This is a genomic window from Mesorhizobium montanum (assembly GCF_033977145.1).
GTDB classification, from domain to species: domain Bacteria; phylum Pseudomonadota; class Alphaproteobacteria; order Rhizobiales; family Rhizobiaceae; genus Mesorhizobium; species Mesorhizobium montanum.
Window position 1 is genome coordinate 75,679 of the sequence record NZ_JAVIJF010000009.1, and the last position, 12,139, is coordinate 87,817.

12 protein-coding genes are annotated in these 12,139 nt (G+C 63.6%); 8 read left to right on the top strand and 4 right to left on the bottom strand.

The genetic code is table 11. The features are described 5' to 3' along the window. Nucleotides 1–2 precede the first annotated feature (2 nt). Both RFM68_RS14120 and RFM68_RS14125 read left to right on the top strand, forming a co-directional pair. Nucleotides 3–836, top strand: a complete 834-nt coding sequence (locus RFM68_RS14120) for an aminoglycoside phosphotransferase family protein (protein ID WP_320233591.1) — start codon at nucleotides 3–5, stop codon at nucleotides 834–836. A gap of 84 nt (nucleotides 837–920) precedes the next feature. After that, a complete protein-coding gene (locus RFM68_RS14125; RefSeq protein WP_320233592.1) occupies nucleotides 921–1,238 on the top strand; it encodes a hypothetical protein in 318 nt (105 codons plus the stop codon). A 3-nt stretch (nucleotides 1,239–1,241) separates the two neighbouring features. On the opposite strand, the gene RFM68_RS14130 is transcribed toward RFM68_RS14125, so the two are convergent. After that, a complete protein-coding gene (locus RFM68_RS14130) occupies nucleotides 1,242–2,333 on the bottom strand; it encodes a COX15/CtaA family protein (RefSeq protein ID WP_320233593.1) in 1,092 nt (363 codons plus the stop codon). A gap of 150 nt (nucleotides 2,334–2,483) precedes the next feature. Here RFM68_RS14130 and RFM68_RS14135 point away from each other — a divergent pair, with 150 nt between their 5' ends. Continuing rightward, nucleotides 2,484–2,699 carry a DUF2842 domain-containing protein gene (locus RFM68_RS14135; RefSeq protein ID WP_320233594.1) on the top strand — a complete coding sequence of 72 codons (216 nt, stop codon included), beginning with the start codon at nucleotides 2,484–2,486 and terminating at the stop codon, nucleotides 2,697–2,699. A 6-nt stretch (nucleotides 2,700–2,705) separates the two neighbouring features. Here RFM68_RS14135 and RFM68_RS14140 read toward each other — a convergent pair whose 3' ends face one another. Next, a complete protein-coding gene (locus RFM68_RS14140) occupies nucleotides 2,706–3,764 on the bottom strand; it encodes a polysaccharide deacetylase family protein (RefSeq protein ID WP_320233595.1) in 1,059 nt (352 codons plus the stop codon). A gap of 90 nt (nucleotides 3,765–3,854) precedes the next feature. Here RFM68_RS14140 and RFM68_RS14145 point away from each other — a divergent pair, with 90 nt between their 5' ends. After that, complete coding sequence (locus RFM68_RS14145; protein ID WP_320233596.1) at nucleotides 3,855–5,072, top strand: GNAT family N-acetyltransferase; 1,218 nt, start codon at nucleotides 3,855–3,857, stop codon at nucleotides 5,070–5,072. A 127-nt stretch (nucleotides 5,073–5,199) separates the two neighbouring features. Next, the gene (locus tag RFM68_RS14150; protein ID WP_320233597.1) at nucleotides 5,200–5,436 is read left to right on the top strand and encodes a metallothionein; all 237 of its coding nucleotides are present in this window, start codon (nucleotides 5,200–5,202) and stop codon (nucleotides 5,434–5,436) included. Between the two features lie 98 nt (nucleotides 5,437–5,534). Here the strand turns inward: RFM68_RS14150 and RFM68_RS14155 are convergent, their stop codons facing one another. Both RFM68_RS14155 and RFM68_RS14160 read right to left on the bottom strand, forming a co-directional pair. Then, nucleotides 5,535–5,969: an FKBP-type peptidyl-prolyl cis-trans isomerase gene (locus RFM68_RS14155; RefSeq protein ID WP_320233598.1), complete on the bottom strand. Its 435-nt coding sequence runs from the start codon at nucleotides 5,967–5,969 to the stop codon at nucleotides 5,535–5,537. Nucleotides 5,970–6,254: 285 nt separating this feature from the next. Further along, nucleotides 6,255–8,480: a GumC family protein gene (locus RFM68_RS14160; RefSeq protein WP_320233599.1), complete on the bottom strand. Its 2,226-nt coding sequence runs from the start codon at nucleotides 8,478–8,480 to the stop codon at nucleotides 6,255–6,257. Nucleotides 8,481–8,744: 264 nt separating this feature from the next. Here RFM68_RS14160 and RFM68_RS14165 point away from each other — a divergent pair, with 264 nt between their 5' ends. The 3 genes from RFM68_RS14165 to RFM68_RS14175 all read left to right on the top strand — a co-directional run bounded on the left by RFM68_RS14165 (nucleotide 8,745) and on the right by RFM68_RS14175 (nucleotide 12,083). After that, the gene (locus RFM68_RS14165; RefSeq protein ID WP_320233600.1) at nucleotides 8,745–9,308 is read left to right on the top strand and encodes a polysaccharide biosynthesis/export family protein; all 564 of its coding nucleotides are present in this window, start codon (nucleotides 8,745–8,747) and stop codon (nucleotides 9,306–9,308) included. Nucleotides 9,309–9,318: 10 nt separating this feature from the next. Beyond that, nucleotides 9,319–10,449 carry a glycosyltransferase gene (locus RFM68_RS14170; RefSeq protein ID WP_320233601.1) on the top strand — a complete coding sequence of 377 codons (1,131 nt, stop codon included), beginning with the start codon at nucleotides 9,319–9,321 and terminating at the stop codon, nucleotides 10,447–10,449. Nucleotides 10,450–10,547: 98 nt separating this feature from the next. Next, nucleotides 10,548–12,083, top strand: coding sequence for an undecaprenyl-phosphate glucose phosphotransferase (locus RFM68_RS14175; RefSeq protein ID WP_320233602.1), 1,536 nt, complete (start codon nucleotides 10,548–10,550; stop codon nucleotides 12,081–12,083). Nucleotides 12,084–12,139: the final 56 nt, after the last annotated feature.

Sequence of the window (12,139 nt, forward strand, 5' to 3'; positions counted from 1 at the left end):
TCATGCAAGCATTGCCTGAGCGCTGGCAGGTCAGCGCTCCAGAACTCATCGCCGAGACGTTTTCCAGCCGCATCTGGAAGGTGACGCGCGAGGATGGTTCGCCGGCAATCGTCAAGGATCTGAAACCCTTCGACGATGTCGCGGACGAGTTGCGCGGCGAGCATTTTCTTGCCTGGCGGCGCGGCGAAGGCGCGGTGCGGCTGCTCGGCCGCGACGGCAATCGCATGCTGCTCGAATATGCGGGCGATAGGCTGCTCTCGCAGCATCTTGCGGAGCGCGGCGACGATGCGGCCACTGCGATCGCGGCCGAGCTGCTGGCGAGGCTGTTATCGCCCTCGCAGCACCCTGCCCCGCCGGACCTGCAGCCCCTGCGCGAACGATATGCCAGCTTGTTTCGAGCGGCCAAGGCTGATCGGGATGCCGGTCGACACGGCCTCTATGTCGACGCCGCCGACATTGCCGAGCGGCTGCTTTCCAACCCGCATGACGTCAGGCCGCTGCATGGCGACCTGCATCACGACAACATCCTGTTCGGGCCGCGCGGCTGGCTGGCGATCGACCCCAAGGGTGTGCTCGGCGCCCCCGGCTTCGATGCGGCTAATATGTTCTACAATCCGCTCGACCGCGACGATCTCTGCCTCGATCCGCCCCGGATCGCGCATATGGCCGAAGTGTTTGGAAAAACGCTCGGGCAGTCGCCGCGGGCCATCCTCGACCACGCGCTCGCCTATGGCTGCCTGTCGGCCGCGTGGCATCGCGAGGATAAAAACGCGGTCGATGAGAATCGTGAACTCGCCGTCGCCGAAGCAGTTCGCATGGTGCGGGCAAAGCTCTGACCGTTGAGGCGAAACCCGCGATGGTAACCGAGGATTCACCATAATCGGCTACTGATGGGGTTCGGCTTCCACAAAGGATTTCCCATGGTCAGCGCGATCTCGAGCTCCGTCCAGTCGGTGCAATATTCGTCGTCCACATCGTCTGACGACGCAGCCCAGGAGGCCGCACTCGAAAAACAGATCCAGACTCTCGAAGATCAGGCCAAGGCAGCTCAGGATCAGGTCGATGCCGCCAGGCTGCAGCAGCAGATCGCGGCGCTTGAAGCGAAGCTCAACGCGCTCAAAGCCGCCGACGCGGCGAAGCAGGCCGATCAGAACCAGTCAACGACGTCCGCCGCCGCTACGCGCCAGGCCGAATTCGACAACAAACCGACGACCCAGTCGCATCTGTTCTCGATGTGACCGTCAGCTTCTGACGTTTACCTCGGTGGGCAACGGATAGGCGCCCTTGGTGCCTCGCCAATGCGCGGCGGCGAAGCCGAGCAACACCAGCGCGATCGCCTGATGCGTCAACGCCATGTGCAGCGGCACCTGCATGAGCAGCGTGCCGATGCCGATCGAGGCTTGGACGACCACCAGCGCGAACAGAAGCGCGGCCCGGCGGGCATGGGTGGTGCCGGGCCGGCGCCGCCACGTCGCGATCATATGCCAGAGCGCCACGACAAAGACCGTGTAGGCGCCGAGCCGGTGGACGAACTGAACCGTCTTCGGATTTTCAAAGAAGTTCAGCCAGGCGGGTTCCAGGAGAAGCAGATCGGACGGGATCAGCTTTCCGTCCATCAGCGGCCATGTGTTGTAGCTAAGTCCCGCATGCAGCCCGGCGACCAGTCCGCCAAGATAGATCTGGATCAGCGCCAGAAGCACAATGAAGCCGGCGAGCCGCTGCGTCGAGCGGTCGGCGGCGGGCTCGGAATGCGGTGCGAGACCTCGCGCGACCACCATGGTGGCGGTGAAGATCAGCGCGGCAAGAGTCAGATGCGTCGCCAGCCTGTACTGACTGACCGAGACACGGTCGACCAGGCCCGACGCCACCATCCACCAGCCGATAGCGCCCTGCAGGCCGCCAAGCAGGAGGATGCCGACGAGCTTCGGGCCGAGGCCGCGCTCGATGCGCCGCGTCGCCCAGAAGAACAGCAGCGGCAAGGCAAAGACGACGCCGACGCTGCGGGCCAGGATGCGGTGCGCCCATTCCCACCAGAAAATCGATTTGAAGGCCTCGATGCTCATGCCCTTGTTGAGTTCGGTATATTGCGGGATCTGCTGGTAACGCTGGAACTCTTCCTGCCATTCGGCAGCGTTCAGCGGCGGGATCACGCCATGGATAGGCTGCCATTCGGTGATCGACAGGCCGGACTCGGTCAGCCGCGTCGCGCCGCCGACCAGCACCAGCGCGAACAGCACAAGCACCACGACGTACAGCCAGCCGCGCACCAAGGCGCGGTTGGTCAGGTCGCGGTCGCGTGCGGCATAAGGAGCCGCGGTGGTGATGGCTGCCATTTCGCTTTCCGGCGGTTGAACCGCGCGATTGGTGGACCAAGGCTCGCGCCGTGGCAAGACTGGACAGCGCGGCACGCCGTCGCGCCGGGCCGCCATGGTTGCGCGCGCTCTCCATTCGGCCTAAGCGAAACCGGTCAACGGAACCGCGACATGCCCATTCGCCTGAAAAAGCTGATAGGAACCATATTGCTGGTGGCGCTGGTTATCATCTACGCGCTGATCGCCTCCGCCGTCGCGGTCACCAGGCTCGCCGAATATGGTCCGACGGCGCATTTGCTGTTCTTCCTGCTTAGCGGCTTTCTCTGGGTGCTGCCGGCAATGGGCATCATCAAATGGCTGATCCTCGAGCCGTCTTCGAAACACTGAAGTACCTTAGATCGTAACGACCATCTTGCCGGCATTGGCAAGCGGCGTCGTGATGCCGGACAGCATCGTGCGGATATGGGCTACGCTCTGGTAGCGGCCATTGACGGAGATGCGCGGCAGCGCGTGCAGGAAGCCGGCATGCTCGGCGCGCAGCACACCGTGCCGCGTGGTCACCGCCGAGGCATAGCCGGCGTCGCGGGCGAAGCCAACTTCGCGGCAGCCGACGGCGCTGGCATAGCCATATGGGTAAGCCAGGTGCCGCGGCTCCTCGCCGAGCTTTTCCGTGAGGATGCGGCGGACGTCGCCGATCTCATGGCGCGCATCGGCTTCGGGCAGCCGCTTCAAGTTCCTGTGATTGACGGTGTGCGCGCCGATGGTCACCAGCGGGTGCGCGGCCATGGTGCGAAGTTCATCCCAGTTCATCAGGGTGCACGGGCGGTCCGCGCCGAATTCGAACCCATTCGAACGAGCCAGTTCGCGCAGCGCGGCGCCTTGCCCTTCCTCGGGGACTTCCACGGTCAGCCAGGCGTTCAGCCGCGCGACGGCCTGGACCTTACTGCCTTGTGTCGAGCAATCGATCACCGTCAACTTGCCCGCCATATTCAGCATCAGGCGCGAGCTGGTGTCGACGATGTCTTCGATCACATCCCACCAGAGGTCGGCGGCGCCGTCGATCAAACCAGGCGCGACGTAGATGGTGATCGGCGCGCCGTGCTTTTCCAGCACCGGCAGCGCTTCCGTCATGTTGTCGCGATAGGCGTCGTCGGCGGTGATTGTGGCGAACTGGCCGCCCTTGCCGCCGATCTTGATGCGCTCGATCGCCTCATCGAGAGACACAAAGGCATAGCCTCTTGCCTTCATGTCGGCGACCAGCCTGTCGAGGAAGGCGGGGGCGATATTCAGGTGGCGGTTGACGCTGTTAGGCTTCTCAGGTGTCGCGGTGACGCGGTGCAGCATCAGGATGGCGCCGATGCCGCCGAAAAACGGTCGCGCCAAGGGCGCAAGGCCGGAGTAGCGGGCAAGGTTCAATGCCAGCTTCCGGATTGCCTCGCCCCCGTCGATCATTCCTTCACCTTTTACGCCTAGGCTTATTCAAGCGCGACATTCGCCTATGCGAACCTCAGGTTGCAACCAATATGTCTTAAGGATTGAGGGATGGTTGACGCCACCGCGTCATTTGACGGCAATCGGGTCGCGGCCAACGAAAGCCCGGCGCTCGCCTCGAGCCAGGGTCGATTGACGGCAGCGGTGAGTACCGGCATCGCGGACTATGCGGAATTCTGCGCATCGGCGCTGTTTGCCCCGGCGCAGGGCGCCTCCTGGATCCGCAATTGGGCGGCCGAAACCAAGGCCGATATGGTGATTGGCACACTGTGCGCCGAAAGCCGGCCAGCGCTTTCGCTGGCGGTGGAAGTCGTCCGACATGGCCCGTTCCGCGTAGCCCGTTTCGCAGGCGGTCGTCACGCCAACGGCAATTTCCCTGCCGCCGACGCGCGGCTGCTGCCAAGGATCGACGGCCCGGCAATCCGCTCCCTCTTTGTCGCCATCGCGAAGGCGCGGCCGGACATCGACCTGATCTCGCTGGAAAGGCTGCTTCCCGACCTCGATGGCGTCGCCAACCCGCTCGCCGCGCTGCCCAGCTTCCCAAGTCCGAACCTCGCGCTCGCGGTCGACCTCGACGGAGGGTTCGACGCGTTGCTGTCGCGCGCCAGCGGCAAGCGCAAGCGCAAGAAGCACCGCTCGCAGACGCGCAAGTTCGAGGCTGTCGGCGCCTTCCGCCGCATCGAGGCGCGCACCCGCGAGGAGGTCGACAGGCTGCTCGATGCCTTCTTCGACATGAAGGAGGCGCGCTTCGCCAAGATGGGCATCGCCAATGTCTTCGGCGATGCTGGCGTGCGCGCCTTCTTCAGGGCGCTGTTTGCCGATGCACTCACCGAGGAAAAGCCATCGTTCCTGCTGCACGGGTTGGACGTCGCCGGGAAACTGCGCGCGGTCACCGGCTCCGGCCGTTCGGGCAAGCGGCTGATCTGCGAGTTCGGCGCCATCGCCGAGGACGATCTCGCCTTCACCAGCCCCGGCGATTTCCTGTTCTTCGACAACATCCAGGAAGCGTCCGAGCTCGGCTTCGACGTCTATGATTTCTCCGTTGGCGACGAGCCTTACAAGCGACTCTGGTGCGATATCGAGATCCAGCATTTCGAGGTGCTGGCGCCGCTGACGCTAAAGGGCCGCGCACTGGCGACAGCGATGCGGCAAGGCGCGCGGGCGAAGGGCTTCATCAAGAACAATCCGACGGTCTGGAAGCTGACCAAGATGCTGCGCCGCAAGGCGGCGGGTCAGGCTGCGCCTGCTGCAGCCGAGGACGACAGCTAGGCTTGGCAAGAGAGGCACAGTCGCCGTCGCGTTCGGGGGCGATGCAGGCAAGCGGGCCGAGACACTGAGGGACTCGACGGAACCTATCGAGCGCCGGGAGGTTTTCGCACCCAGAAGGAGAATGGCCATGGCTAAGTGCGACCAGTGCGGCAACGACTATGACAAGGCATTCCTAGTGAGCTTGGGCGGGCAAACCTACACGTTTGACAGCTTCGAGTGCGCGATCCAGAAGCTTGCGCCGATCTGCCCGCATTGCAGGGTGCGGATCATGGGACATGGCGTCGAGCAGGGCGATATCATCTATTGCTGCGCGCATTGCGCCGGGCAGGAAGGGGCCAACGCCCTGACCGATCGCGCGCCGTGACAATCGCGATTCCTCTGCCTCTCCCTTGGAGGGCCACGCGGAAACAACTTTCTCGTAGCGCTCTTGACCGCGATCCTGGGGCAGTCGTTCAGTTCTAACTACGCCGCCTGAACGATCTCGACCAATTCAACGTCGAACACCAGGTCCTTTCCGGCCAACGGATGATTGCCGTCGAGCTTGACGCTGGCGTCGTCCGCGCCGATGACCGTTACTTGCATGGGACGTCCCTCGCGGGTGCGGGCCTGCAATCGGGTGCCAATATCGACGTTGATGTTTTCCGGCACGCTGGCGCGGTCGATGGTTACGACCGCTTCGGGGCGATGGGGGCCATAGGCGGCGTCAGCGGGAACGGTGACGGTGCTTTTCGTGCCGACCTCCATGCCTTCGACATGCGTTTCCAGACCAGGAATTACCTGTCCTTCGCCCAGTGTAAACTGCAACGGTTCACTGCCGGAAGAATCGAATTGGGTGCCGTCGACCAGACGCCCAGTGTAGTTGATACGTACAGTGTCGCCATTCTTGGCCTGTGTCATAACAGCCATCCTTTGGGAGTTTCGAGGAACCGGCCTAGGGTTCACGGTCCGCTCTCGATCATCCACGCACGAAAGTGCGCAGCGCGAAACATCAAAACTAGGTGCTATGCCGCCGATGTAAAGTGCGGGAGCCGCCGAGAAATGCCCCGGTTCGGTCTTGCACCTAAGGACTGTCATGCCCCCGACTGAGCCGTGCTCGATTCGCTGCGGTCTCGGCCTCCGGTACCTCGCGGTTATCCTAGCAAGCGTCGCGGCAGCGCAGGACAGCCTTGTCGGCCTCCAGCCTTATGCAGCCGACCGGCGTCCGGGCAATGGATCTCCCGGTTCATGGCCGACCGGCGTGACCAGCGTGAGATTCGGATAGCCATTCTCGATCAGCTTGACCGCGGCCTGCGCCACCTGGTCGTCGGCCTCCAGCATCGACAGGAATACCTCGGTGCCGTCGCCAACCAGGCGGCCGATGCCTTGCGCGTCGGCCGGGCCGCATTCGACCACGACGAGGTCGTAGGCCGTGGTCAGCGACTGCATGATGATCGGCAAGCGGTCGGCGGCGCGCATGGCGCGCACCGGATCGGCGGTGCCGACAGGGACGACATGCGCGTCCGAATAAAGATCGGGATGGATGACGTCGCTGAACTGCGCCTCGGAAGCAAGCAGATTGGTGACGCCGGGGAAGAGGCTTGAGTCCAGCATCGGCCGCGACGCCGCACCCGATGCGGTGAGATCGAGCAGCAGTACGCGCAGGCCGGCGTCCGAAACTTCGCGCGCCACCAGCACGGCGGACGCGGCCGCCTCGTCGCCTTCGGGCGACACGAAGATCGCGCGCGCCGCACCGGAAGCGATGAGCTTCTCCGCTGCCTTATCGACGTCGATCTCACCGAGCCTGGACGGAAGCGGTTCGGGTTTCGGCTCGGGCATTGATTGCTCTGCCTCAAGGGGCTCCACCTCAGTTGCATGGCTCTCCGGCATCCGAGACTGCCTTTCCGCCAATCGCTCGCCGGGCATGGCTGCCTCATAAGGGGCGAAAGGGCCGTCCTCGACTTCGGCGACCACCGGTTCGGGGCGCGCCACGGGCATCGCCACCTGCTCTATGTTCTCAAAGCGGGCACCCGGGGCCGGGCGCATGGCGCGGCCGGAGAACAATTCGGCAAGCAGCGTGCCGATCGCCATCAGCAGCAGCGACGCGGCGGCGGCGGCCCCCGTGATCGGCCCGATCTTCGGGAAATAGGGTTGCGACGGCACCTGGGCTTTCGCAATCAAGCTCGCCGCGACAGGCAGGTATTTGCGATCCTTGCGGGAAGCCGCCGCGTTGTAGCTTGCCATATAGGATTCAAGCTGTTGGCGCTGAACGTTCGCATCGCGCTGCAGGGCGTCCAGTTGCACCTGCTGCTCGCCGGCGCGCGCTGAGGCGGCCTTCAGGGTGTTGACGTCCGCGATCAACTGATCCTCGCGGGCCTTGGCCGTCTGGGCCTGGGCCGACAGGCCCCGGATGATCTTTTGCGCCTCATTGCGAATCTGGCCGTCGAGGTCGGCAAGCTGCGACTTCAGCGCGCGGATGCGCGGATGGTTGTCGAGCAGGGTCGTGGAAAGATCGGCTATGTTGGCCCTGAGCTCCACCTGGCGCTCGCGCAGGCGCTGGATCAGGTCGGAAGACAGGACTTCCGGCACGCTGTCCAGCGAAGCGCCGTTCTGCAGCGCCCGGCGCACGCTCTCGGCGCTGGCCTCGGCAGCGCCGCGACCGGCGCGCACCCGAGACAATTCGCTCGACAGTTCAGAGAGCTGCTGAGTCGGAAGCACCGAATTGTTGCCGCCCATCAGAAGGTCGGACTGGGCGCGGAACGCCGCGACCTTGGCCTCGGCGTCCTTCACGCGATTCTGCAGGTCGGCGATTTCCGGCGCCAGGAAGTCGGTGGCGGCGGCATTCGATTCGAGCTTGGCGTCGCCCTTCGACGCGATATAGGCGTCGGCAATGCCGTTCGCGATCGCCGCGGCAAGCTTGGGATCCTGCGAGGCGAACTCGATCGCGATCGCACGTGTCTTTTCGACGGCGTAGACATTGAGCTTGTCGTGCATCGCATTCAGCACGCGCTCCTCCGGCGGGATATCGAAGGGATCGCTCTTCAAGCCGACAAGGACGAGCACACGCCCGAGCGCCGACATCTTCAGCGTCTCGTCGAACTCCGGCAACTTGTCCAGGTTGAGCTTTGTCGCCACCTGCTTGAGGATGTCGGGAGAGGAAATAATCTGGACCTGGGTAGCAACCCCCTGCTCGTCGAGAATCGGCTTGTCGTCATCGTTCGTGCCCGGCGGCCGGGTGAATTCCGATTCGCGCGAGCCGATCTCCAGCTTGGCCGTCGCCTTGTAATATGGCGTCGCGAGCCACGCGAAAGCGAAGGCCAGTCCCGTGACCAGAAGCGTGATAAAAACAATGCGCAGCCAGTTCCGCCCCAGGCTGGCGAAAAGCTGTCTCAGGTCGACATCGACATCTGCGGCCGCGGATTGAACGGACATGCATCCTGCTCCGGAACTTTTGAGTCTTGGATGGACCGTAAACAACTATGGTAACTCACCCGTTAAGATGAGGGTGGAGGCTTATTAGAGGGCACTCAAAGAATGTTGGGCGAAAGCAATAGAACAATTCAGCTTTTTGCCAATCTCCGCTGCCCCGAACCGCACTCCTTTACCGCCCATTAACCCTAACAGGATGATAACGGACGCACGTTCCTGGGGTTGGCCGCGGCTTGCGGCAAGAGCGATGAAGGTTCCTGGCCGGTCATGAAAAGCACTGCTTCCCTCTTTCGCGCTTTGCTTGCTCTGTCGCTGCTCACCGGCTGCTCGAGCTACCGTCCGACACCCGCCGCCTTCCATGAAGTGCTCGACCAGCCCTACCGACTCGGCGCCGGCGACCGCGTCCGGGTCACGGTGTTCGAGCAGGACGGGTTGACCAACACCTACAGCGTCGACCAGTCCGGCTATCTTTCCTTTCCGCTCGTTGGCGCCATTCCGGCGCGCGGCCACACCGCACAGCAGCTGGAAAAAGAGATCGCCGACAAATTGCGCCAGGGCTATTTGCGCGATCCCGACGTTTCGGTCGAGATCGACCGCTATCGGCCGATCTTCGTCATGGGCGAAGTCGGCGCCGCCGGCCAATATTCCTACGTGCCGGGACTCACCGTCCAGAAAGCCGTCGCCATCGCGGGCGGCTTCACACCGCGCGCCAATCAGGGGAGCGTCGACATCACCCGCGACATCAACGGCAAGGTGATGACCGGACGGGTGCTGACATCCGACCCGCTGCTGCCCGGCGACACCGTCTACGTCCGCGAACGCCTGTTCTGAAAAAGCCGTCGTGGCGGTGACCCTCAGGATCGTCCACTGCTTTCGCTCACCTGTCGGAGGAATCTTCCGGCATGTGCGCGACCTGACCGAGGCACAGGTCGCCGCCGGCCATTCGGTCGGCATCGTTTGCGACTCGACGACCGGCGGCGACTATGAAGAGCGCTTGTTCGAGGCGATGAAAGACAACCTGGCGCTCGGCATCCATCGCACGCCGATGCAGCGCCATGTCGGGCTGGGCGACCTCGCCTCGGCCTGGCGCACTTACCGAATCATCCAGGAATTGCGGCCGGACGTGCTGCACGGGCACGGCGCCAAGGGTGGCGCCTATGCCCGGCTGTTCGGCTCACTGTTGCGGGTATCAAGGTCTCGCGTTGCCCGCCTTTATTCGCCGCATGGCGGCTCCCTCCACTATGACGAAACCACGGCGACGGGAAAGCTGTTCTTCGGCCTGGAGCGCTTCATGGCGCGCTTCACCGACTGCCTGCTGTTCGTTTCCGACTACGAGCGCAACACCTATCGCCGCAAGGTCGGCGAGCCGCCCATACCCAACACGCTGGTCTATAACGGCCTGCGCGCAACCGAGTTCGAACCGGTGGCGACGGCGGTGGAAGCCGCCGATTTCTTGTACATCGGCATGATGCGCGACCTGAAAGGCCCGGATATCTTCATCGATGCGCTGGCGCTGGCCGGCAGCGAGCTTGGACGCCCCTTGAGCGCGGTAATGGTCGGCGACGGCGACGACCTGCCGCGCTACCACGCGCAGGTCGAACGGCTCGGTCTCAGGAGGCATGTCCGTTTCCTGCCGCCTATGCCGGCGCGGCAGGCCTTTGCACTGGCGGAACAGATCGTCGTGCCGTCCCGCGCGGAGGCGATGCCCTATATCGTGCTCGAAGCTTTAGCCGCCGGCATGCCGATGATCGCGACCGCGGTCGGCGGCATTCCGGAAATCTTCGGCGAAGGCTCCCCTGCCCTGATCCGGCCGGATCCCGGCGAGCTTGCGGGCAAGATGGGGACGGCGTTCGGCGATCGCGACGCTTACCGGAAGGTGATGCCGCAGACCGACGAGCTCAAGGCCCGATTTGGCGCCGACGTGATGGCGGCCGAGATCGAGAAGGCCTATTTCTCGGCGCTGAACAAATAGGCTTGCGACGGCCTAACAGCTTTAAAACCACCGGTTGTTTCAAGGCTTTCTTAGCTCTCTTTTGCTATGCAGTTCCGCGAAGCTCGCGGACAGTTGCCATGAATGAGATCGACCCCGCGCACCGCTTTTCCATAGATGCGGTGCGCAACTACGACGCTCCCGCCGACGGCGACAAGGCCGGAGGCATCAACGATGTGGCGCGCCAGGTCGCCTCGCAATACCGGCGCGATACCATGTCGCCGATCATGGTCAGCGGCGTGCTGCGCATGGTCGAGTTCGCGCTGCTGTTCCTGTCGGGGCTCGGCGTCTATTTCCATTATGTCGGCTTCTTCAATTACCTGGCCTGGCAATATCCGCTGGCAATGGCGGCGACATCGTTCCTGGCCGTGGTGCTGTTCGACGTGACCGACTGCTACCAGATCGCGGCGCTGATGCGCCCGTTGGCCAATTTCGGTCGCATGCTGCTGGTCTGGGCCGGCAGCTTCGCGCTGATGGCGCTCACCGCCTTCGCCATCAAGGCGTCGGAAGACTATTCGCGCCTGTTGTTCGGCACCTGGTTCGTGGCCGGTTTCTTGCTGATCTTCGGCCTCAGGCTGGTAATGTCGACACTGATCCGGCGCTGGGCGCGCGACGGCCGCATGGAGCGCCGCGCGCTTATCGTCGGCGGCGGCAAGGCGGCCGAACAACTGATCCGCTCGGTGGAGAAGCAGCCCTACAACGACATTCGTATCTGCGGCATCTTCGACGACCGCAACGACAAGCGCTCGCCGCCGATCGTCGCCGGCTACCCGAAGCTCGGCACCATTTCCGAGCTGATCGAATTCGCCCGCATCGCGCGCATCGACATGCTGATCGTGTCGCTGCCGCTGACCGCCGAATCGCGCGTCCTGCAGCTCCTCAAGAAACTCTGGGTGCTGCCGGTCGACATCCGGCTTTCGGCGCACTCGAACGCGCTGCAGTTCCGGCCGCGCGCCTACTCCTACATCGGCTCGGTGCCGATGCTCGACATCTTCGACAAGCCGATCAACGACTGGGATTCGGTTGCCAAGCGCGCCTTCGACATCGTTTTCTCGCTGATCGGCATCATCGTCTTCTCGCCGGTGATGCTCGCCACCGCGATCGCCATCAAGCTCGACAGCAAGGGGCCGGTGCTGTTCAAGCAGAAGCGGCACGGTTTCAACAACGAGATCATCGAGGTCTACAAGTTCCGCTCGATGTTTACCGACCGCTCCGACCCGACCGCCAAGCAGACGGTGACCAAGAACGATCCGCGTGTCACCCGCGTCGGCCGCTTCATCCGCAAGACCTCGATCGACGAATTGCCGCAGTTCTTCAACTCGCTCTTCGGCTCCCTGTCGCTGGTCGGGCCGCGCCCGCATGCCATCGCTGCGCAGTCGCACAATCTGCTCTACAACGAGGTGGTCGACGGCTATTTCGCCCGCCACAAGGTCAAGCCCGGCGTCACCGGCTGGGCGCAGATCAATGGCTGGCGCGGCGAGATGGACACCAATGAAAAGATCCGCATGCGCACCGAATACGACCTCTACTACATCGAGAACTGGTCGATGCTGTTCGACCTGCGCATCCTGTTCCTGACGCCGGTCCGCCTGCTGAACATGGAAAACGCCTATTGAGCGCCATCGCCCATCAGTTGCAGCCGCAGGCTGTCAACAAATTGCCGGCGTCGGCG